We start from the raw sequence: 21,560 nt of genomic DNA on the forward strand, positions 1-21,560 counted from the left end.
AGCTTAGCCCACGATCAAGCGGAAAGCGCCGCCGGTTCCTCGGCCAGCAATGCGCGCTCCACCGCTGCGCGATCGAAGCCCTTCAGGCCGATCACCACCAGGGCGCCGGTGCGCGGCTCTTCCGCGCGCCAGGGCCGGTCGAACTGGTGGGAGATGCGCGTGCCCACGCCCTGCACCAGCAGCCGCAGCGGCTTGCCGGCGACCGGGACGAACCCCTTCACCCGCAGCACGTCCGGCGTTTCGGCGGCACGGGCGACGCGGGCCGCCAAAGCGGCGGGATCGGTGATCTCCGGCAGGCGGACGATGAAGCTGTCGAAATCGTCGTGGTCGTGGTCCAGCTCGTCGTCATGATGGGTGCGGCGGGCGTCGATCTCGTCCTCCGTGCCGATGCCGAGGCCGAGCAGCACCGCTGCGTCCACCTTGCCTCCGGCGGCGCGCACCACCTTCACGGCGCGCGGCAGGGCCTTCGCGATGCGCGCGTCGGCGATTTCGGCGCCGGCCGCGTCCAGCAGGTCCGACTTGGAGAGGATGATCAGGTCGGCGCAGGCGATCTGGTCCTCGAACACTTCTTCCACCGGGTCGTCATGGTCGAGGTTGTCATCGGCGGCGCGCTGGGCGGCGAGCGCTTCGAGGTCGTCCGCGACGCGGCCGGCGGCGAGTGCCGGGCCGTCCACCACCGCCACCACGCCGTCCACCGTCACGCGGCTCTTGATGGCCGGCCACTGGAACGCTTGCACCAGGGGCTTGGGCAAGGCAAGGCCGGAGGTCTCGATGAGGATGTGGTCCACGCGCGGCGTGCGGGAGAGGATGAGGTCCAGGGCCGGCACGAAATCGTCCGCCACCGTGCAGCACAGGCAGCCGTTGGCGAGCTCAACGATATTGTCCTCCGGGCAGCTCTCGATGCCGCAGCCCTTCAGGATCTCGCCATCGATGCCCACGTCGCCGAACTCGTTGACGATCACCGCCAAGCGCTTGCCCTGGGCATTTTCGAGGATGTTGCGGATCAGGGTGGTCTTCCCCGCGCCGAGGAAGCCGGTGACGATGGTGCAGGGGATGCGGGCGAGAGAGGTCATCGCTGGTCCTCGGAAAAGCTCATGGGAGGGATGCGGGCAATCATGCCGCGCTTGAGGCTGTCGGGGCGCCCGCGCCAGGGCAGGATGCCGTCGGTGGAGGTGGCGAAGAGCGCGGCACCGGTTAGGAGGTCGGCGGCGCTGTCGGGCGAAAGATCTCCGAACACGTAGGACCAGCCGCCGGTGCGCACCAGCGCGGCGGAGAGGGCGCGCTTGCAATTGGAGAGGCAGCGCACCTCCTTCACGGCGATGGCGGCGTCGGGGGTCCGCGCAAAGGCATCCAGGGCCTGCCGCGCCAGCGCGGCGCCGGCGGGTGGCGCATCCGAGTCTGCGCCGGTGAGCTTGCAGGTGGTGCACACGAACAGGGTCACGGCCGGAACGCTGGCGACCCGCAGGGAATCCCGTGCCGGCCCATCGGCGGGCGCGGGGGTGCGCGGCGTCGTGTCGCCCGCCGCGAAAGGCGCATCGTCGTTGGAAGGTCGCTCCACGCCGCTTTCCATGGGTGCGCGCGGCCCGCAACCGCGTGCCACAGGAAGAATCGCCATGCCAGGGCACCCCGCCCGGCGCGCGTTCTTGTCGGTGGCAGGTCTCCTGGCTCGCGGATCGCCGTTCGCGGCCGCCTTCCCGGAAGCGGCGCAAGGCCCTTCTCCCAGTGGCTTTTCGGCCGGAACTCACCGCCTACAGTTGCGGGGGCAGCTGCGGCTATCGCCGGGAAAATCCAGGCGCGACCGCATTCCCTTTTCACCCGGCGGAAGCGGCAAGCCGCCCGAACCGGGACCATCGACGCCGACACTTAAGAACCGCTCCGACGCGAAGTCAATGAAGCGGCACGTCATGCCTCAGCCGTGCTGGGACGGGTCCGCCCCAGCACCTGCCGCTGCGGTCTTGGCGGCGATGATCTTCAGGGCGGCGGCCAGCACCTCGTCGATGCCGAGATGCGTGGTGTCCAGCAGCACTGCGTCCTGCGCCATCACCAGCGGCGCTGCGGCGCGATGCGAATCGCGCTCGTCGCGCTTGCGGATGTCGGCCAGCACGTCTTCGAAGGCGACCTCGCTTGCGCGCTCCAGCAGTTCGCGATGCCGGCGGGTGGCGCGTACGTCCGCCGAGGCGGTGACGAACAGCTTTACCGGCGCATTGGGGCAGATCACCGTGCCGATGTCGCGCCCGTCCAGCACGGCGCCGCCGGGCTGGTCCGCGAAGCGGCGCTGCAACTCCAGCAGGGCGCCGCGCACGACCGGGCGGGCCGCGACCACGGAGGCCGCCTCGCCCAGCGCGCCCGTGCGCAGCGTTTCCGCGTCCAGGGTGCGCAGGTCGAGGGTGCGCGCGGCTTCGGCGCTCGCCATCTCGTCGTCCAGCGTGCCGTCGGCGACACAGCGCGCCGCCACCGCCCGATAGAGCAGGCCGGTATCGAGGTGGGGCAGGCCGAGGGTCGCCGCGATCTTGCGGCCGAGGGTCCCCTTGCCGGACGCAGCCGGCCCGTCGATGGCGATGATCATCGTATCGCTCACTTCAGCACAGCGCCGAGGCCGCCCATCATGGGCACGAAGGTGGGGAAGGAGGTGGCGATGAAGGTCATGTCGTCCACGCGCACGCCCTCGCGGGCGGCGAAGCCCATCACCAGAAACGCCATGGCGATGCGGTGGTCCATATGGGTCGCCACCGGCCCGCCACCCACGACCCCGTCCGGCCCGAGGCCGGTGACCAGCAGATCGTCGCCGATGATTTCATAGGGTACGCCGCAGACGGCGAGCCCGTCGGCCACGGCGGCGAGACGGTCGCTCTCCTTCACCCGCAGCTCGTTGAGGCCGCGCATGCGGGTCGTGCCCCGCGCGAACGCCGCCGCCACGGCGAGCACCGGATATTCATCGATCATCGAGGGCGCGCGCTCCGGCGGCACGTCGACGCCGGTCAGCACAGAGTGGCGCACGCGCAGATCGGCCACGACCTCGCCGCCCTCCGTACGCTCTGAAAGCGTCTCGATGGAGGCGCCCATCTCCTTCAGCGTGGTGATGAGGCCGGTGCGCAGCGGATTCATCATCACGTCTTTCAGGATGATGTCGGAACCGGGCACGATCAGCGCCGCCACCAGCGGGAAGGCGGCGGAGGAGGGATCGGACGGCACCGCCACGGGAGCGCCCTTCAGGTCCGGCCGGCCGGCGAGGGTGATGCGGCGGCCGTGGGCGCCGTGGGGCTCGACGCGCACGTCGGCGCCGAAATGGGTCAGCATGCGCTCGGTATGGTCGCGGGTGGATTCGCGCTCCACCACCACCGTGTCGCCGCTCGCGGCAAGCCCGGCCAGCAGCACTGCGGACTTCACCTGCGCCGAAGGCACGGGGGTTTCATAGGTGAAGGCCTTCAGTTCGGTGAGGCCCTTGAGGCGTAGCGGCAGGCGGCCGCCGGGGGCTTCCTCTTCCACCACCACGCCCATGGCGACGAGCGGGTCCAGCACCCGCTTCATGGGCCGGCGGCGCAGGCTGGCATCGCCGTCGAAGGTCGCGACGATGGGGTTTCCCGCAACCACGCCCATCATCAGTCGGGCGCCGGTGCCGGAATTGCCGAAATCCAGCGGCGCCTCGGGGCTCTTCAGATGGCCCGCGCCAACGCCCACCACCCGCCATTCGCCCGGGCCAAGGCGCTCCACCTCCGCCCCGAGCTGGATGCAGGCCTTGGCGGTGTTCAGCACGTCCTCGCCCTCCAGCAGGCCGGTGATGCGGGTTTCCCCGCGCGCCAGGGCGCCGAACATCAGCGCGCGGTGGGAAACCGATTTGTCGCCCGGCACGCGCACCGTTCCGGCGAGGCCCGGCGAAGGCAGGCTTGCGCCGGGAACGACATTTTCCCCATGGCCATGGGAAGAAGAATGAGCGACGGCGCTGGACATGGACTGCTCCCATTTTCGGCGCGCGGACCCTCGCAAAGCCCCGCCGGCCGCCGTTCCAGGATGGATTGCATGCCGTCTAACACAAGCTCGTGCACGCTGGCCACGCGGCCGATGCGGATTCGGTGCTTGACAGGGGCATGGGGTTTCGCCAATGGAGCACCCTCCTTTTGACAGCCCCCTAGGATCTTTGCCGTGGCGAAGCCAGAACTCGGCACCAAGCGCATCTGTCCTGTTACAGGGCGCAAGTTTTACGACTTGAACAAGGACCCGGTGGTGTCTCCCTTCACCGGCGAGTCCTATCCACGCTCCTATTTCGAGCCGGTGGTCCGCAGCCGCGGCGAAGCGGCCCGTGCCGCCGCCGTGCCCGTGGCCGCGGACGCGGACGAGGAGGTGCCGGACGTCGAGGTCATCAGCCTGGAAGAGGCGGATGAGGAAGCCGTCGGCGCCAAGGTCCCGGTGGACGACGTGGACGTGGATGTGGACGTCGATGACGACCTCGTCGCGGACGCGGACGACGACACGTTCCTCGAAGAGGATGAGGACGAAGGGGACGACGTCTCCGATTTGATCGGCGAGGGCCTCGAGGACGACGAAGAGGCTTGATACGGTCTGCGGCCTGTGCTTAAAGGCCGCTCTCGCCGGGGGGCGCGATTCCCCTGGCATCCGTCGCGGGGCATCCCGACGCGCAACTGGTTCCTTAATTGACATCCCATGTCATTTAAATGACCGCCTGCGCGCACCTCGCGATCCGGTGGGGCCATAGCTCAGTTGGGAGAGCGCTTCAATGGCATTGAAGAGGTCGTCGGTTCGATTCCGTCTGGCTCCACCATTTCGTTTCCGCCGGCTCTGAAAAGAGATAAGGCTATAAGGATTGCGGGCCGCCTCAAGGCCCGCTCGTGCCCGGGGGCGATCTTTCCCCGGGAAACGTCGCGGGAGTTCCCGACGCGCCAGCGCTTCGAATTGGGCGGTTTGCCCGCGGCGAGGTGGCAGCGCGAAGCCCGCGGCCCGGTGGGGTCATAGCTCAGTTGGGAGAGCGCTTGAATGGCATTCAAGAGGTCGGCGGTTCGATTCCGCCTGGCCCACCAAATCTCTTTTCCTGAAATTCCCGAACCTCGGTCTCAGGGCCGAAGCGATGGACGCAGCAGGGCGCATCCGGCTCGTGCCGGTGATTGACGGGTGCCGCCTCAGGCGCCCGGCCGCCACATGTGGAACACGGCCTCCGGCGTGACCTCCACATAGCCGCTCGGTCCGCCGGCCCGCAGCACGGGATGAGCTTCTGCCGTCTGATAGATCCCGTCCTTCAGCAGGGTGCGGGCGATATGCACGCCCACCACTTCGCCCAGCACCAGCCACGAGTCGATCGCTTCGCCTGCCGCGCTGCGCAGCTGGATCAGCTGGGTCAGCCGGCATTCGAACGAGACCGGGCTCTGCGCCACGCGCGGCACGTCGATATGGCGGCTCGGCGCGGGGGTGAGGCCGGCGAGGGCGAATTCGTCCACATTCGCGGGCACGGCGGCGCTGGTGGCGTTCATCGCCTCGGCCAGCGGCCGGGTCGCCAGATTCCAGGCGAACACGCCGGTCGCCTCGATATTGGCGACGCTGTGCTTCCAGCCGACGCTGGAAAAACCGATGATGGGCGGGCGATAGTTGAAGGCGTTGAAGAAGCTGTAGGGAGCAAGATTCAGTGTCCCCTCGGCCGAACGCGATGAAATCCAGCCGATGGGGCGCGGCCCGACGATGGCGTTCAGCGGATCGTGCGGCAGGCCGTGGCCCTCGGCCGGCGTGTAGAAATAATAGGCGTCGCCCGTCATGGTGCTCTATCCCCGCATTGACCGCGCATCTTAGGCGCAAGCTATCGATCGGCGCAGGCTGCTCCCGCGCGGCGCAGCACACTTCTGCGTATGGGAATCCCGATTCGCTCGCACGCCGCAGGTGCTGCCGAGGGCCGGGTTGCTGCGCGAACCGCGCGTGACCCTCTTGCTATCCTGTTAGGACCGTTAGCCCGCTGGTTTGATCACCCCCGCGCGGCTGGACTATGGTCGGTCCCGCTGCAGGGGGGGCAGGAGGTATGAAGATCGGCATTCCACAAGTGCTGCGCCGGTTTGGTGCGCGGCGCGCCAGTCTGCCGGGACTTGCACGCATCGTGGCGGTGGTCGGTTTGCCTCTCGTTCTGGTGGCGCTGGTCGTCTGGTTCGATCGGGAGTCGGAATTGAAGGCGGGGCGCCAGAAGGTCATCGCCTCTGCCCACGTATTGTCCGAGCACGCCGGTGCGTTGTTCCTCTCGGTTGATCTCGCTCTTGCCCAGGTGCGCGAAACGCTCGGCACGCGCCCGGTGACGGCCCTGCGCACCGACACCGACATGCATCAATTGCTGGCAAGCCTGGTGCGCCGGATGCCGGAACTCGAACTGGCCTTCGTCATCGACGAGAAAGGCAGCCTGGCCTCAACCAGCCGCACCTATCCCGCCCCCGAGCGCGACCTTAGCCAGCGCGAGTTCTTCGTTTCCGCGAAGGCGGGTCAGGACGGGCTGGCGTTCTCGGTTCCATTCCGGGGCAGCGCGAGCCGGTCCGTGTCGTTCTCGGTGAGCCGCGCGGTCTGGCGGGACGGGGTTTTTGGCGGCGTCATTGGCGCCATCGTCTTTCCGGAATATTTTCATGCGTCCTATCGCGGCCTGCTGGTGCCTGCCACGGGTGCGGTGGCGGCGCTGGTGCGCAAGGACGGCACCTTACTGCTGCGCTCACCGGACGTGCGCGCGCCGCCCGAGGCGCCAGTGGTCATTCCCGACGTGCCGGAGGAGCGCCTCAAGCACGAATCCGGCCTGCTCGCCGCTACCGCGCTGATCGAGGGAAGTCCTGCTGCGGCCGCCTATCGCGCCGTTCCCGGCACCGACCTCACAGTGGTCTATGCGCTCAGCGAGGGTGACATTCTGTCCTCCTGGTACAAGCGGGCGGCCGGCTATTTTCTCGCGGGCGGGCTCGCCAGCTTCGCGCTGGCGGTGCTGACCGGCCGACCGGCCAGGATGCGGGGACGCGGCGCGCTCACCCGGAACCGGCAGGCCGCCGCGCCGCGTGGTGCGCTGAGCGACCAGACCGCCGCCGCTGTGGATCGTGTCCTGACGCCGGTGCTGGGCGATCTCACATTCGTTGGCGCCGGACACCGGGCGGACGGAGACGAGTCGGAGTCCGACGCTCTGAACGGCGCCGTTCATGGGGTACGCCTCGCCCAGCGCCTCCTCGACGCTGGACGGCGCGGGGCGACGCCGCGGATCGTCCACGCGCCCACCGTGCTCAACAACGTCAGATGTCTCCTGATCGGCTCGGTATGGCCGCCGATCCAAATCGACCTGACCGGCGACGGGAAGGGGCTCGACGTGTTCGTGGACGGCGCGCGGTTCGAATTGGCGGTGATGGATCTCACGATGTATGTGAAGCAGCGCGCCGATGCCGGCAGTCAGATCACGCTTAGCGCGCGCCGCGAGGGGATCCGCTCGGAGTTGGAGGGCGTGGAAGCGGGCGATTACGTCTGCGTCACGCTGTCCGCCGCCTGCAGCAGGCAAGCGGAGGACGCTGGGGCCAGCTCTGCGCGATTTGAAGAGACGAGAGCCTTCGCGACCAGCGCGGGCGGCAGCCTGCAGATCACGCGGGGGCCACTGGGGCCGGAGGCGCGGCTATGGATTCCCGCCGCTCTCAGCCGCAGAGACGAGTCTCCGCGCGAAGCCTGAGCGGCGGAGCCAGGGTCAGCGCAGGCCGAAGAACGACAGCACGGCAAGAACCACCACCACCAAGCCAACGATATAGATCAAATTGTTCATGACGTGCCTCTTGTTTGCGGATGCTGCAGGGGCAACGTCTCCGCCTCCATTGTGTTCCGCATGCTGAAGCCAAAGGTGGAGGATGCCGCCGGCCGGGGGCGCAGGGCTCGACTTCGACCACGGGTTCGTGCTTGAGACGCGCGATCGGCCCTGGGGCCGGAAATCGGAGCACGCATGCACCGCACATTTCGCCTCGCCCTGTCTCTGCTTGCTAGCCTCGCAGGTCTTTCTGCCCCTGGCCTCGTCTCGTCCGCATCGGCGAATGAGGCGCAGTGCAAGTTCGGTGGCGGCTTTCAGGTCATCTCCCGCGAGCGCACAAGCGCGGCGGGCAACGACATCATTGCCCGCGCCGTGCCGGCGAATGCCGCCGGTCCCTGCATCTTTTCGAAGCGCAGCGGGGATATCGAAATCAGCACGGCGGACGAGGCCGACACCGTTCTCGGCCTTGCCGGCACTCATCTCGTGATGGATCGGGGAACGGGGCCGAGCCGGGTGCTGGTGATCTATGACCTTGCGGCGCGCAAGGTCGCGCTCGCGCTTCCCTATGACGATCAGGTGCCGGTGAAGATCGCTGCGTCGGGCGTGACGCTCTGGGCGGTGACCGGGCCGGCGAACGCGGCCAACTGTCCGAAATTCAAGGAATATGCGGCGAATGGCCTTGGCGCGGCACTGGCCGTCGAAACCCGCATCGCGTTTCCCGCGCTCGCGCGCACCCAGAGCGGCAAGCCCAAATGCATCGCCCAGCAATGAGACCCAGCTAGCGTTCGGTGAAGAAGGTCATCAGCACCTTTCCCTCGTCGCCTGTGAGGCAGAGGAAGCGGTGCACCTTGTCCGTCTTGTCGCGCTGAATATAGGCCTCGCCCATCAGAACGTGGCGAACCTTCTCGTTGCCCACCGTCGAATCGGCTTCCGCCACGGTGAGGCCGTCCACGTCGATGAAGATGTCCTCGATGGAGGGCGAGCGCTGCCTCAGGACGGCCAGCGCTCGGGTCTTGCAGGTGCGCACCAGGGCGGTGTCCGAAGAGGGTTCTGCCGCTGCCTTTTCCTTCGGCACGTCGGCACCTGAGCCGGGCGGCGCGGGCACCGGGGCGGGCTGGGGCAACGGCGCGATGGCGGGAGCCGGAGAAGGCGGGACGGTGGGCGTTGTTGCGGGCGATTGTGCCTGCGGCGCACTGCTCTGCGCCATGTCCATCGCCGCTACGGTTATCAACTTGGAAAGAGCAGGGTGGCCGGTGGGCGTAAGCGCGGGCTCTGCCATGGCGCCGAGCCCCATCAGGCACAGCAGCGCAAACGCGAGCAAAATCACCAGCGGGCGGGTCACCGCGGCAGTCGAAATCAGGGCCGCGTGAGGATGACTGTCCAGCACGGCTGTGGCGCGGGCAAGTCGGCGTTGGGCGCCGCCCGGCGGCGGACTTGGCGCATGGCGAGACGGAGGGTGCCAGAGCCGTGCGGGTCGAAAGGGCATGTCATGTCCTTGGTCGTGGTGTGATACCAACGCCGGACACGCCATTTTGTGCCAGCCCAAGGTCACGTTTCCGCGGGATTTGTCATTGACGCGCCTTGATCCGCGCGCCGTGTCGTTCCAAGCGCCCTGCATCGGCCGGCCGGCCTCAATGGAGTTAAGCGGGCGCGGAGGCGTTGATTCGGGCCGATCGCGGGGAAAGCCCCGCGCACCCGCGTCCAACGCGTCGATAGGATCAGCGCTTCTCGTCGTTGCCGTCGCCGGTCTCGTCCTCGTCTTCCTCACCCTCTTCGCCGTCCTCGTCCTCGTCGTCGGAGGGGGCGATCAGGCGGTCGAGGCAATCCATGAATTCATCGCCGATCTGCTCCACCGTCTCGCTGTCGAGCGCGGGGTCGCACGGCAGGACGAAACGCTGCTCGCCTTCGTCGGTGGTGACATCGAGGATCAGCGCGCTCGGCATGTCCTCGGGATGCAGGAAGCTGATCCGCAGGCCGGTGAGGATCAGGGCGGGAATATCGGCCATCTGGCGCTCCGAGGGGTGTGGGTGCGGTGACTGGGGCAGGAGGTAGCACGAATTGCGTCCGCCGACACCGCCCGCCACGCTTGCGTCACACGTGATGGGATCGGCGGCGGGTTGCCGGGCGGCGGGTGAGTGGCCTAAAGCATCTGCCCGATGACCTACCGCCTGGATATCGACGGCGTCCGCGCCATAGCCGTGCTGAGCGTGCTGCTGTTTCACCTCGGCGTTCCCGGCGTGCCGGGCGGGTTCGTCGGCGTCGATGTGTTCTTCGTGATCTCGGGCTACCTCATCACTGCGAACATCGTCGCCGACGTGCGGGACGGGTCGTTCTCCCTGCTGCGCTTCTATGACCGCCGGGTGCGCCGCATCGTGCCCGCCCTGGCACTCGTGGTGCTGGCGACATTGGTCGCCGGCTCTTTCGTTCTCACGCCCGGCGATTATGCGGTGCTCGGCCGCAGCGCGGCCTATGCGGCGGGCGGCATCTCGAACTTCTTCTTCCTGCGCAACACCGGCTATTTCAACGCGGCGGCGGAGACCATGCCGCTGCTCCACACCTGGTCGCTGGGCGTTGAGGAGCAATTCTACGTGGTGTGGCCGCTCCTGCTCGTCACCGCGCTGCGGCTTTCCGCGCGCTGGCCGCGCCTGGTACCGGCGCTGGTGGGCGCGCTCATCCTGGCGAGCTTCGCCTATGCGGTGCAGAAGGTGGGCACCAATCCCAAGAGCGCCTTCTACCAGCCCTGGACACGGGCCTGGGAACTGGCCGTCGGCGGGGCGCTGGTGTTCATCCCCGCCGCCTGGACGGGCGCAATATCTGCCCGCTTGGGCGATGTGCTGAAGCTCGCCGGCCTGCTGGCTATTCTGGTGCCGATGCTGCTGCTGACGGCGCAGAGCCCGTTTCCGGGCGCCAATGCGCTCGCCCCTGTGCTCGGGACGGCGCTGCTGTTGATGCCCACCGGGGCGCCGACCCGTATGGCACGGTCGCTGGCGCTGGCGCCGCTGCCGTTCGTCGGGCGGATCTCCTATTCGCTCTATCTCTGGCATTGGCCGATCATCGTGCTGATGCGGCACTATCAGAACGGCGAGCGACTGAAACTTGCCTGGGGCGCGGCCGCACTGGTGCTTTCGTTTGCGGCGGCATGGCTGTCATGGCGGTTCGTGGAACAGCCGTTCCGCCACATGCGGCCAGCGCCGCGCGTGAGCGTCGGTGTCGGGGCCCTGGCGGCCGGCTCCGTCGCGGCATTCGGCCTTGCGATCTTCTTCACCGGCGGGTTGCCCGGGCGAGTGTCGCCGCAGCTTCAGGCCATGGGATGGCGCGACCGCATGTGGGATTGGACCTGCCCGCAGCACGTGCCCGATGGGCCCGCGAAGGGCCTATGCGCCGTTGGCGCCCCGTGGGCGAGCGCCGGCACGCGGGCGATCATCTGGGGCGACAGCCATGCCGAGCAGCTCATGCCAATGCTGGATGTGGCCGGCCGGGAGGCCGACACGTCGATCGCATTGTTCCGCGCCTGCCCGGCGATCATTGAGGCCGGCGGCATCCGGCGCGATTTCGCGGGAATCCCGACCTATAACGAGGATTGCCGTGCCTCGCGTGCGGCGGTGCTCGCCCTGCTGAAGGCGGCGCCCGACATCACGCTCGTGATCCTCGCCGGCGCGTGGCCGGCCACTGCCCAAAATCTCTATCGCCATCCGGGCGAGGCGGTGGGCTACGAGGCGGGCCGCCGCCTGCTGCAGGAAGGGTTCGACGATCTGATCCCGCGCCTTGCCGCACCTGGGCGGCGGGTACTGGTGATGGCGGACATTCCCCATTGGGCCAGCGACCCCGTGCCCTGCGTGGCCGCCAACGACGGCTCGCTGCTGCGCGCGCCGTGCGGGCGCACCGTGAGCCGGCTCGCTGAAGGCGATTACGATCCCTGGCAGCGCGACGTGAACGATGTGTTCCGGGCGATGCGCGGGCGTTATGGGGATGCGACCATCGCCATTCCCGCCGACACGCTGTGCGGACCGGACAGCTGCCAATCCACGGTGGAGGGCGAGTTCCTCTATTATGATCTCGATCATATCCGCCGCAACCTCTCGCCCGCTGCCACCCGGGCACTGGCGGCGCGGCTTGGCTTGGCCGATCTGCTGCGAGCGGGAAATGCTGCGCCGGCTGGAACCCGTGCGGATAAATAGGTTCGTGCCGGCCTTTCTGTTTTCATAGCTTTTGGCGAACGGACAGGCGCATGATGTGCGTCAATGATAGGGCAGCGATGCTGCGCTAAATCTGCCAGCCTTCGCTTGCCGCGTTTTTTGCTCGCAGGAGTCCATTCGTGCGCTGCCGTCCGATCGCGCTTCTCTTCGCGTGCCAGATCGCCCTCGTCGCGCTCTGCGCGGGCCCTGTCGCCGCGCAGGAGTCCAAGAACCTCGGCGATCGGCTGCACGGCTTCTGGCAAAAGCTTGCGGGCAACAAGTTGCCGGCCGATATCACCAGCACCAACGGGCGGCTCGAGGCGGAACAGGTCCTGATCTCCGCCAAATTCGCCGGCCGGGTGCTCCAGGTGCTGGTGGAAGAGGGCCAGACGGTGGACCAGGGCGCGGTTGTCGCGCGCATGGACACGGCCGAACTCGATGCCCAGCTTTCGGGCGCGGAAGCGCAGGTGCGCCGTGCCGAAAAGGCCATGACCGAGGCGCAGGCGGCCATCACCCAGCGCGAAAGCGAAGTGCTGCTCGCCCACCAGGAATACGAACGAGCCGCGACCTTGAGCGAGCGCGGCTATGGCACCATCCAGTCGCTGGATCAGCGGCGCAGCCAGATGAACGTGGCCGAAGGCGCCAAGCGGGCGGCTCAAGCCAGCTTCGACCAAGCGCAGGCCGCCGCCGATAGCGCGCGGGCGGACGTGGCGCGCATTCGCTCCCAGCTCGACGATTCCGTGCTCACCGCGCCGCGGCGCGGGCGTATCGAATACAAGCTCGTGCAATCGGGCGAGGTTGTCGCCGCCGGCGCGCCGATCGCGACCTTGCTCGACCTTGCGGACGTCTACATGACGGTGTTCCTGCCGGCCCGCGTGGCCGGGCGGCTCGGCTTCGGCGACGAGGCGCGCATCGTGCTCGATCCGGCGCCCGATTATGTGATCCCGGCGACGGTGTCCTTCGTTGCCACTGAGGCGCAGTTCACGCCCAAGACGGTGGAAACGGCGGACGAGCGCGAGAAGCTGATGTTCCGGGTGAAGCTGAAGATCGCGCCGAGCCTGCTGAAGCAATATGAGGCGCAGGTGAAGACCGGCGTGCGCGGCACCGCTTTCGTGCGCACCAGCCGCACGGCGGTCTGGCCGGCGGAACTTGCCGTGAAGCTTCCCCAATGAGCGAGGCGGCGGTCCGCTTTGCCGGGGTCGTCCATCATTATGGCAAGACGGTCGCGCTCGGCGGTGTCGACCTTGAGATCCCCTCCGGCTGCATGACTGGCCTTATCGGCCCCGACGGTGTGGGCAAATCCACCTTGCTCTCGCTCGCCGCCGGCATCACGAAGATCCAGGCCGGTTCGGTCGAGGTGCTCGGCGCCAACATGGCGGACCGCGAGCTGCGGCGCCTCACCGGTGCGCGCATTGCCTTCATGCCCCAGGGGCTGGGGCGCAACCTCTATCCCACGCTCTCGGTGGCGGAAAATCTCGATTTCTTCGGCCGTCTGTTCGGCCAGGGCGCGGCAGAGCGGCGGGCGCGCAGCGCCGAGCTGCTGGCCGCCACAGGCCTTGCCCCGTTCGCCGACCGGCCGGCGGGCAAGCTCTCCGGCGGCATGAAGCAGAAGCTCGGCATCTGCACGGCGCTGATCCACGATCCCGATCTGCTGATCCTGGACGAGCCGACCACCGGCATCGACCCGCTTTCGCGCCGCCAGTTCTGGGATCTCATCTCCCGCATGCGGGCGCGGCGGCCGGGCATGAGCGTCATCGTCGCGACCGCCTATATGGAGGAGGCGGACGCATTCGACTGGCTCGCCGCTTTGCACGACGGCCACGTGATCGCCAGCGGCAGCCCGCGGGAGATCAAGACCCGCACCGGCGAGTCGACGCTGGAACGGGCCTTCGTGGCGCTGCTGCCGCAAGAGGCGCGCAGTGCCGACGGGCCGGTGGTGCAGGTGCCCCGCGTGCCGCAGGACGGCGTGCCGGCCATCGAGGCGGAAGGGCTCACCTGCCGCTTCGGCGCCTTCACGGCCGTGGACCATGTGAGCTTTCGCATCGAAAAGGGCGAGATCTTCGGCTTTCTCGGCTCCAACGGCTCGGGCAAGAGCACCACCATGAAGATGCTGACCGGCCTGTTGCCGGCCAGCGAGGGCGAGGCGCGCCTCTTCGGCCAGAAGCTCGACGCCGGGGACATGGAGACGCGCCGCCGCGTCGGCTACATGTCCCAGGCGTTCTCGCTCTATACCGAACTCACCGTGCGGCAGAATCTGATGCTGCACGCCCAATTGTTCGAGCTGCCGCCCGACACTATCGTGCCGCGCGTAGAGGAAATGCTGACCCGCTTCGACCTGTCCGAGGTTGCGGACACGCGGCCGGAGAGCCTGCCGCTCGGCATCCGCCAGCGCTTGCAGCTCGCGGTGGCGATCATCCACCGGCCGGAGATCCTGATCCTGGACGAGCCGACCTCCGGTGTCGATCCGGTGGCGCGGGACGGCTTCTGGCGACAGCTGATCGCCTTGTCGCGCGAGGACGGGGTGACGATCTTTCTCTCCACCCATTTCATGAACGAGGCCGAGCGCTGCGACCGCATCTCATTGATGCATCAGGGCAAGGTGCTGGCGGTCGGAACGCCGGACGCACTGAAGGCGGAGCGCAAGACGCAGTCGCTGGAAGCGGTGTTCATCGCCGTGCTGGAGCAGGCCGGCATGGGGCAGGAGGGCGACGCGGCGGTCTCCGAAGCCGCTGTTCCGGCATCGTCCGGTCCGCCGCGCCGGGTCGATCTGCGCCGCCTGTGGGCTTATGCGTGGCGCGAGACGCTGGAGATCCTGCGCGATCCCGCCCGCCTCGCCTTCGCCTTCATCGGCCCGGTGCTGCTGTTGTTCACCTTCGGCTATGGCGTGTCGTTCGACGTGGAGCATCTGCCCTACGCCGCCTTCGACCAGGACCAGAGCGCCCAGAGCCGGCAATTGCTCGAAAGCTTCCAGGGCTCGCGCTATTTCACCGAGAAGGCGCCCATCAATTCCACAACGCAGCTCGATACGCGCATGAAGAGCGGCGAACTCTCGGTGGCGATCGAGGTGCCGTCAGATTTCGGCAAGCAATTGCAGCGCGACCGCCAGCCCGAGGTCGGGGTATGGGTGGACGGCGCCATGCCGTTCCGCGCCGAGACCACGCGCGGCTACGTCTCCGGCCTTGCGCAAACCTATATGGCCGACGAAATGCTGCGGCGCTATGGCCATGCGGTGCCGCTCTACCCGATCGAGATCGACACCCGCTTCCGCTATAATCAGGCGTTCAAGAGCGTCAACGCCATCGTGCCGAGCGTGATCGTGCTGATGCTGGTGCTGATCCCGGCGGTGATGACCGCGCTCGGCATCGTCAAGGAGAAGGAGACCGGCTCCATCTCCAATTTCCAATCCACGCCCGTCACCAAGGTGGAATTCCTGCTGGGCAAGCAATTGCCCTATGTCTTCATCGCCTTCCTGAGCTTTCTGTCGCTGGTGGTGCTGGCCACCTTGTTTTTCCAGGTGCCGCTGAAGGGGTCTTTCGCGACGCTGGCGCTGGGTTCGCTCGCCTATGTGTTCGCCACCACCGGCTTCGGCCTGTTCGTCTCGAGCTTCGTTTCCAGCCAGGTCGCGGCGATCTTCGCAACCTCGATCCTCGCCATCCTTCCGGCGGTGAATTTTTCCGGCCTGCTGGTGCCAGTGTCCTCGCTCTCCGGCGGGGCGCGGCTGATGGGGCTCGCCTTTCCCGCCGCCTGGTATCAGCCGGTGAGCGTCGGGGTTTTCGCGAAAGCGCTCGGCTTTGCCGCGCTGTGGCCCAACATCGCGGTGCTGGTGCTGTTTGCGCTCGGCTTCATCGGCGCGGCGGTGCTCGCGCTGCGCAAGCAGGGCGCCTGACATGCGCGCCCGCCTCATGCGCATCTGGCGCCTCGGCATCAAGGAGCTTTACAGCCTCAAGGCCGATCCGGTGCTACTGGGGCTGATCGTCTATACCTTCACCTTCGCCATCTATGCGGTGGCCAGCGGCGCGAAGTTCGAGGTGGAAAATGCCGCCGTCGCGGTGGTGGACGAGGACCAGTCGGCGCTCTCGCGGCAGGTGCGGGCGGCGATCCTGAAGCCCTTCTTCAAGGAGCCGGTGCTGATCGGCGCCAACGAGATCGACAGCGTGATGGATTCCGGCCGCTTCGTGTTCGTGGTGGAGATCCCGCCGAAATTCGAGCAGGACGCCATTTCCGGCAAGCATCCGACGGTGCAGATCGATGTGGACGCCACCGCCATGTCCCAGGCGGGCAACGGCGCGTCCTACCTTCAGAACATCATCCTCCAGGAAGTCAGCACCGCCCTGCCGGGCACCACCCAGGCGCAGCCCATCGCCGTGGTGATGCGCGCGAAATTCAATCCCAACCTCAAGTCCGCCTGGTTCACGGCGGTGATGCAGGTCATCAACAACATCACCATGCTGGCGGTCATCCTCTCGGGCGCGGCGCTGATCCGCGAACGCGAGCACGGCACCATCGAGCATCTGCTGGTGATGCCGGTGACCCCCATCGAAATAATGCTGGCGAAGATCTGGGCGAACGGGCTCGTCATCGTCGTCGCGGCCATTCTGTCGCTGGTGGTGGTGGTGGAACACATCCTGGCGGTGCCGGTGCAAGGCTCGCTCGCCTTGTTCATTCTGGCGACCGTCACCTATCAATTCTCGGTCACCTCGCTCGGCATTCTTGTGGCGACCGTCTCCACCTCCATGGCCCAGTTCGGACTGATCGTGATGCCGATCCTGATCGTCATGAACCTGCTTTCCGGCAGCACCACGCCGCTGGAAAGCATGCCGGCTTGGTTGCAGAATGTGATGCAGTTTTCGCCCTCGACGCATTTCGTGGCGCTCTCGCAGGCGATCCTTTACCGCGGCGCTGGATTGGCTATCGTCTGGCCGCAGCTCCTGGCGCTGCTCGCCATCGGCGCGGCGTTCTTCGCGCTGGCGGCCCTGCGGTTCCGCAAGGCCCTGCTTGGAGCACAATGAGGGTGTCCGGGTAGTGTTGATGCGGCTCAATGCAGCATCCCGCCTGCGGGCCACAATGCGAACTGCACTTCATTCAGCGGGAGCCGCGGGAGGCGACCATGCGCGTTGCGAATGTGATGACCACGCCGGTCATCAGCGTTGAACCCACCACATCCATCGCCGATGCCGCGCGCCTGATGCTGGCGCAACACATCAGCGGCCTGCCGGTCGTCGCCAAGGACGGCACGCTCGTCGGCATGGTCACCGAGGGCGATTTCCTACGGCGCGCCGAACTCGGCACGCAGGTCAAACGCTCCTGGTGGCTGGAACTGATCGCGAGCCCCGGCAAAGAGGCGGAGGAATATGTCCACGCCCACGGCCGCAAGGTGGAAGAGGTGATGACGTGCGACGTGCTCACCACCACCAAGGACGCGCCGCTCTCCGAGATCGTCGAGACCATGACGCGGGCCCGGGTGAAGCGCCTACCGGTGGTCGAGAATGGAAAGCTGGTCGGCATCATCTCCCGGTCGGACCTGCTGCGGGCCCTGGCCGCCGCGCTGCCGACCGCCTCGGTGGTTGAGACCGACGATGCGCGCCTGCGCGCCGCCATTCTGTCCGAGCTGGCGCGGCAGCCCTGGAGCGGCAGCGGGCTGATCCGGGTGCATTTGGAAAACGGCGTCGCCGAGTTGCGCGGCACCATCTTCGATGACCGCGAGCGCATGGCGGCGCGGGTCTGCGCGGAGAACGTACCGGGCGTGACCAGCGTGGTCGATCAATTGGTGTGGGTCGAGCCCATGTCCGGCATGGTGATCCTGCCGCCGGGCGCGGACGCGGCCGAGCGCGGCGCGGCCTGAAACCCCGCCTTCAGGCCCGACGGGAGCACGACATGAAGGCCATGGTCCTCCACACCATCGGCGCGCCTTTGGTGCTGGAACAGCGGCCCGCTCCCATCCCTGCCTTTGGCGAAATCCGGGTGCGGGTAGAGGCCTGCGCGGTGTGCCGCACCGACCTGCACGTGGTGGACGGCGATCTGCCGAACCCGGTGCTGCCCATTGTGCCGGGCCACGAGATCGTTGGCATTGTGGAGGCGCTGGGGGAAGGGGTGACGCGCCCGGCGCTCGGAACGCGGGTCGGCATTCCCTGGCTCGGCCACACCTGCGGGCATTGTCCCTATTGCGCCTCGGGCCAGGAAAACCTGTGCGACACGCCCGCCTTCACCGGCTTCACCCGCGACGGCGGCTTCGCCTCCCATGTGGTGGCGGATGCCGATTTCGCCTTTCCGCTCGACGGCTTCGACGATCCGGTGGCGGCAGCGCCTTTGCTGTGTGCGGGGTTGATCGGCTGGCGCTCCCTCGTGAAAGCCGGCGAAGGGCGGCGCGTCGGGCTCTATGGCTTCGGCGCGGCGGCCCACATCCTGGCCCAGGTGTGCCGCTGGCAGGGACGCGAGGTCTATGCCTTCACCCGCGCGGGGGACACGGCCGCGCAGGCGATGGCCCTTTCCCTCGGCGCCCGCTGGGCCGGCAGCTCGGACGAAACGCCGCCCGAGCCGCTTGACGCCGCCATCCTCTTCGCCCCCGTCGGCGCGCTGGTGCCGAACGCTTTGCGGGCGGTGCGCAAGGGCGGGCGCGTGGTGTGCGGCGGCATCCACATGAGTGACATTCCGCAATTCCCCTATTCCATCCTGTGGGAGGAGCGGCAGGTGCTGTCCGTCGCCAATCTCACGCGCGCGGATGCGCACGAATTCCTCGCGCTCGCGCCAAAGGCCGGGGTGAAGACGACCACCACCGTTTACCCGCTGGAACGGGCGAACGAGGCGCTTGCGGATCTGCGGGCCGGCCGCTTCCAGGGCGCGGCGGTGCTGGTGCCTTAGAGGCTTTTCAGCGCCGCAGCCGCGCGGCGATGCCCAGGGCCTTGGCGAGTTCCAGCACCAGCATCATGGCGATCGCCGCGGCGAAGGCGATGCCGACCCCGGCGAGGCCCACGTGGCCGAACCGGAACAGCGCGGCCGCCGGCGGCACGTCGAGCACGATCACCAGCATGACCGCCGCCAGGCCCATCACCGCAACCAGAGCGGAATTGGGCCGGGTCAGCGCCGTCAGCAGCGAGGAGCTGAAGGAGCGGTCCACGACGATCAGCCCGACGCTGGCGAGAATGAGGGTGAGGAAGGCGCGCCCGCGCACCACATCCGGCGGCAATTCGGCATACAGGGATAGCACATAGACGCCGCCCGCGGCGGCAAAGGCAGCGAGCCCCTGGATCACGCTCCAGGCCATCAGCGCGGGCGGCAGAAGGGCGTCAGTGGCCTTGCGCGGCGGGCGCTGCATCAGGTCCGGCTCCTCCGGCTCGGCCTCGAAGGCGATGGAGCAGACCGGGTCGATCACCATTTCCAGGAACGCGATATGCAGTGGCCCGAGCAGCGGCGGCAGGCCGAGCGCGAGCGGCAGGAAGGCGAGCCCGGCGATCGGCACATGCATGGCGAGCACATAGCCCATGGCCTTGCGCAGATTGTCGAACGTGCGCCGGCCGAGGCGGATGGTGCGCACGATGGAATTGAAATCGTCGTCCAGCAGCACCATCGCCGCCGCCTCGCGGGCGACGTCCGTGCCGCGTCCGCCCATGGCGATGCCGATATGGGCCGACTTGAGGGCGGGCGCGTCGTTCACCCCGTCGCCGGTCATGGCGACAATGGCGCCCTGCGCCTTCAAGGCCTCGACGATCTTCAACTTCTGCTCCGGCACGATGCGCGCGAACACCGCCGCTTGCGCCACCGCCGTTGCGAAGGCCTGCGGATCGAGCGCGGCGAGCTCCCGCCCAGTGAGCACCGGCTCTGCCTCGAGCCCGGCGGCACGCGCGATGGCGGCGGCGGTGGCGGGATGATCGCCCGTGACCATGGCGATGCGGATGCCGGCGGCGCGGCATTCGCCCACCGCCTCCCGCACGCCGGGCCGCAGCGGATCGGCAAGCGCGATCAGGCCCCGGAAGGCGAGGTCCTGCCCCTCCAGGCGAGGGTCCGCCGCTTCGCGCAATTCGCCTTCGGCAAGGCCGAGCACCCGCAGACCGCGTCCCGCCATGTCGGCGGCGGCGGCTAGCGCCTGCTGGGCTTTTCCGGGAGGCAGGCGGCAGAGGCGCACGATGGCCTCCGGCGCGCCCTTGGCGGCGAGGCGAGGCGTCTCGTCGGCCATGCCCCAGGCCCGCGCCATGGCGGGGAGATCGTCGCGCAGATCAAAATCGCAGACCGCCACGGGCGGCCATGGCGGCGTGCTCCCGGCGCGGGCGGCGAGGTCGTGGAAGGCGCGCTCCATGGGGTCGAAGGTGCGGTCGCGGCTGGAGTGCGCCGCAAGCAGCGCGAGGTGCGCCGCCTCGGGCGCGAGGGCCGTGTCTGCGTCCGAAAGATCCACCGGCGCGCCTTCGGCGTCGCGCAGCTCCACCACGGTCATGCGGTTCTGGGTGAGCGTGCCGGTCTTGTCTGTGCACAGCACGGTCGCGGCGCCGAGCGCCTCGATTGCCGCCGCGCGCCGCGTCAGCACGCGGGCCTTGGCGATGCGGATCGCGCCCATGACGGTGAAGACCGTGAGAATAAGCGGAAATTCCTCCGGCAGCATGGCCATGGCGAGCGCGATGCCGCCCAGCGTCGCGCTGGTCCAATCGTTGCCTGCAAGCCCGTAGAGCACGGCGGCGAGAATGCTGATGGAGATGCCAGCCACGGCGAACAGGCGCACCAGCCGCCGGGTTTGCGCGCGCAGGCGCGGGGGTTCGCGCTCAATGGTGCCGAGGCTCTGGCCGATGCGGCCGAGTTCGGTCTTTCGGCCGATGCCGACCACGATGCCCCGCCCTTGCCCGCGCACCACCAGTGTGCCGGAGAAAGCCGCGCTGCGGTCGTCCGTATCCGCATGGAGTTCGCCGCGCCCGGCGATCTCGCCGGCGGAGGCGGAGGCCTTCGGCACCGGCACCGATTCGCCGGTGAGCAGGGATTCGTCGATTTCCAGCGCGGCGGTGGCGATCAGCAGGGCATCGGCCGCCACCCGGTCGCCCTCGGCGATGACGATCAGATCGCCGCGCACCACCTCGCGCCCGGGAATACGCTTCTGCACGCCGTCGCGGATCACCAAGGCGCGCGGGCTGGAGAGGTCGCGCAGGGCCTCGAGGGCGCGTTCGGTGCGCAATTCCTGCACCACCGCGATCAGCACGGACAGCGTGGCGAAGCCGAACAGGATCACCGCCTCGGTCGGATCGCCGACCACGAAATACAGTAGGCCCGCCGCCAGCAGCAGCGCGAACATGGGTTCGCGGATGGTGTCGAGAATGATCTTCAGCGGCGAGCGATGCTCGCCCGCTGGCAGTTCATTGGGCCCGTCGCGGCGCAGGCGCGCGGCCGCTTCCGCGTCCGTGAGGCCGTTCTCCAGCTCCGGCGGGGCGGGGCCGGTCTGGTCCTGGAGTTTTCCGGCAGACTGTGGCATCGCCCCTATCCTCATCGAAGGTCGGGCCCCGGGAAAGAGTCTTGAAAGGCAGCCTGCAAGACATGGGCGCGGCACGTCCTTCTGCCGGGAGGGTAGGCGCGCACCGGGGCGGCGCGATTGATGCAGCGCAAGCGGGATGAATTTCCCTAACGGAATGATGCCGGGCTACGACGCTACATGGATGCCCTGGACGGCGCGGCCC

Annotated in this window: 17 protein-coding genes, 2 tRNA genes and 1 riboswitch; of the genes, 11 read left to right on the forward strand and 8 right to left on the reverse strand. The window is 68.1% G+C overall.

What is annotated here, in order from left to right; translation table 11 throughout:
- Window positions 1-14: 14 nt before the first annotated feature.
- The 4 genes from cobW to aroA all read right to left on the reverse strand — a co-directional run bounded on the left by cobW (window position 15) and on the right by aroA (window position 3,948).
- The gene (gene cobW, locus V5F68_RS02690) at window positions 15-1,073 is read right to left on the reverse strand and encodes a cobalamin biosynthesis protein CobW (RefSeq protein ID WP_394014592.1); all 1,059 of its coding nucleotides are present in this window, start codon (window positions 1,071-1,073) and stop codon (window positions 15-17) included.
- Window positions 1,070-1,615 carry a DUF1636 family protein gene (locus V5F68_RS02695; RefSeq protein WP_394014591.1) on the reverse strand — a complete coding sequence of 182 codons (546 nt, stop codon included), beginning with the start codon at window positions 1,613-1,615 and terminating at the stop codon, window positions 1,070-1,072. The genes cobW and V5F68_RS02695 overlap by 4 nt, the downstream gene beginning before the upstream one ends.
- A 19-nt stretch (window positions 1,616-1,634) precedes the next feature.
- A riboswitch (cobalamin riboswitch) is annotated at window positions 1,635-1,867 on the reverse strand.
- Window positions 1,868-1,909: 42 nt separating this feature from the next.
- On the reverse strand, window positions 1,910-2,566 hold the full coding sequence (gene cmk, locus V5F68_RS02700; RefSeq protein WP_394014801.1) for a (d)CMP kinase: 657 nt from the start codon (window positions 2,564-2,566) through the stop codon (window positions 1,910-1,912).
- A gap of 8 nt (window positions 2,567-2,574) precedes the next feature.
- Window positions 2,575-3,948, reverse strand: a complete 1,374-nt coding sequence (gene aroA / locus V5F68_RS02705; RefSeq protein ID WP_394014590.1) for a 3-phosphoshikimate 1-carboxyvinyltransferase — start codon at window positions 3,946-3,948, stop codon at window positions 2,575-2,577.
- A 192-nt stretch (window positions 3,949-4,140) separates the two neighbouring features.
- On the opposite strand from aroA, the gene V5F68_RS02710 reads away from it, so the two are divergent.
- From V5F68_RS02710 to V5F68_RS02720, 3 genes are all read left to right on the forward strand, one after another.
- A complete protein-coding gene (locus tag V5F68_RS02710) occupies window positions 4,141-4,551 on the forward strand; it encodes a TIGR02300 family protein (RefSeq protein WP_348847173.1) in 411 nt (136 codons plus the stop codon).
- A 150-nt stretch (window positions 4,552-4,701) separates the two neighbouring features.
- Window positions 4,702-4,777: transfer RNA gene (locus tag V5F68_RS02715), tRNA-Ala, on the forward strand.
- Window positions 4,778-4,958: 181 nt separating this feature from the next.
- Window positions 4,959-5,033, forward strand: a tRNA-Ala gene (locus tag V5F68_RS02720).
- 99 nt (window positions 5,034-5,132) lie between these two features.
- Here the strand turns inward: V5F68_RS02720 and V5F68_RS02725 are convergent.
- Complete coding sequence (locus V5F68_RS02725; protein ID WP_394014589.1) at window positions 5,133-5,759, reverse strand: flavin reductase family protein; 627 nt, start codon at window positions 5,757-5,759, stop codon at window positions 5,133-5,135.
- Between the two features lie 257 nt (window positions 5,760-6,016).
- Between V5F68_RS02725 and V5F68_RS02730 the strand changes: the two genes are divergently transcribed.
- Window positions 6,017-7,669: a PDC sensor domain-containing protein gene (locus tag V5F68_RS02730; RefSeq protein WP_394014588.1), complete on the forward strand. Its 1,653-nt coding sequence runs from the start codon at window positions 6,017-6,019 to the stop codon at window positions 7,667-7,669.
- Between the two features lie 264 nt (window positions 7,670-7,933).
- Window positions 7,934-8,509, forward strand: coding sequence for a hypothetical protein (locus tag V5F68_RS02735; RefSeq protein WP_394014587.1), 576 nt, complete (start codon window positions 7,934-7,936; stop codon window positions 8,507-8,509).
- Window positions 8,510-8,516: 7 nt separating this feature from the next.
- Here the strand turns inward: V5F68_RS02735 and V5F68_RS02740 are convergent, their stop codons facing one another.
- Window positions 8,517-9,224, reverse strand: coding sequence for a hypothetical protein (locus V5F68_RS02740; protein WP_394014586.1), 708 nt, complete (start codon window positions 9,222-9,224; stop codon window positions 8,517-8,519).
- A gap of 232 nt (window positions 9,225-9,456) precedes the next feature.
- Window positions 9,457-9,744 carry a hypothetical protein gene (locus V5F68_RS02745; RefSeq protein WP_394014585.1) on the reverse strand — a complete coding sequence of 96 codons (288 nt, stop codon included), beginning with the start codon at window positions 9,742-9,744 and terminating at the stop codon, window positions 9,457-9,459.
- Between the two features lie 150 nt (window positions 9,745-9,894).
- Between V5F68_RS02745 and V5F68_RS02750 the strand changes: the two genes are divergently transcribed.
- The 6 genes from V5F68_RS02750 to V5F68_RS02775 all read left to right on the forward strand — a co-directional run bounded on the left by V5F68_RS02750 (window position 9,895) and on the right by V5F68_RS02775 (window position 18,771).
- Window positions 9,895-11,916 carry an acyltransferase family protein gene (locus V5F68_RS02750; protein WP_394014584.1) on the forward strand — a complete coding sequence of 674 codons (2,022 nt, stop codon included), beginning with the start codon at window positions 9,895-9,897 and terminating at the stop codon, window positions 11,914-11,916.
- Window positions 11,917-12,053: 137 nt separating this feature from the next.
- Window positions 12,054-13,085 (forward strand): HlyD family secretion protein, encoded by a 1,032-nt coding sequence (locus tag V5F68_RS02755; RefSeq protein WP_394014583.1) that lies wholly within the window; start codon window positions 12,054-12,056, stop codon window positions 13,083-13,085.
- Window positions 13,082-15,799 carry a ribosome-associated ATPase/putative transporter RbbA gene (gene rbbA / locus V5F68_RS02760; protein WP_394014582.1) on the forward strand — a complete coding sequence of 906 codons (2,718 nt, stop codon included), beginning with the start codon at window positions 13,082-13,084 and terminating at the stop codon, window positions 15,797-15,799. The genes V5F68_RS02755 and rbbA overlap by 4 nt, the downstream gene beginning before the upstream one ends.
- A 1-nt stretch (window position 15,800) precedes the next feature.
- The gene (locus V5F68_RS02765; RefSeq protein ID WP_394014581.1) at window positions 15,801-16,922 is read left to right on the forward strand and encodes an ABC transporter permease; all 1,122 of its coding nucleotides are present in this window, start codon (window positions 15,801-15,803) and stop codon (window positions 16,920-16,922) included.
- 98 nt (window positions 16,923-17,020) lie between these two features.
- Entirely contained in the window at window positions 17,021-17,755 is a 735-nt protein-coding gene (locus V5F68_RS02770) for a CBS domain-containing protein (protein WP_394014580.1), read from the forward strand.
- Between the two features lie 32 nt (window positions 17,756-17,787).
- Window positions 17,788-18,771: a zinc-dependent alcohol dehydrogenase family protein gene (locus V5F68_RS02775; protein WP_394014579.1), complete on the forward strand. Its 984-nt coding sequence runs from the start codon at window positions 17,788-17,790 to the stop codon at window positions 18,769-18,771.
- A gap of 7 nt (window positions 18,772-18,778) precedes the next feature.
- Here V5F68_RS02775 and V5F68_RS02780 read toward each other — a convergent pair whose 3' ends face one another.
- Window positions 18,779-21,358, reverse strand: coding sequence for a cation-translocating P-type ATPase (locus tag V5F68_RS02780; protein WP_394014577.1), 2,580 nt, complete (start codon window positions 21,356-21,358; stop codon window positions 18,779-18,781).
- Window positions 21,359-21,560: the final 202 nt, after the last annotated feature.

This window comes from Roseixanthobacter pseudopolyaromaticivorans, assembly GCF_043195145.2.
In the GTDB taxonomy this organism is placed as follows: Bacteria; Pseudomonadota; Alphaproteobacteria; order Rhizobiales; family Xanthobacteraceae; genus NCEH01.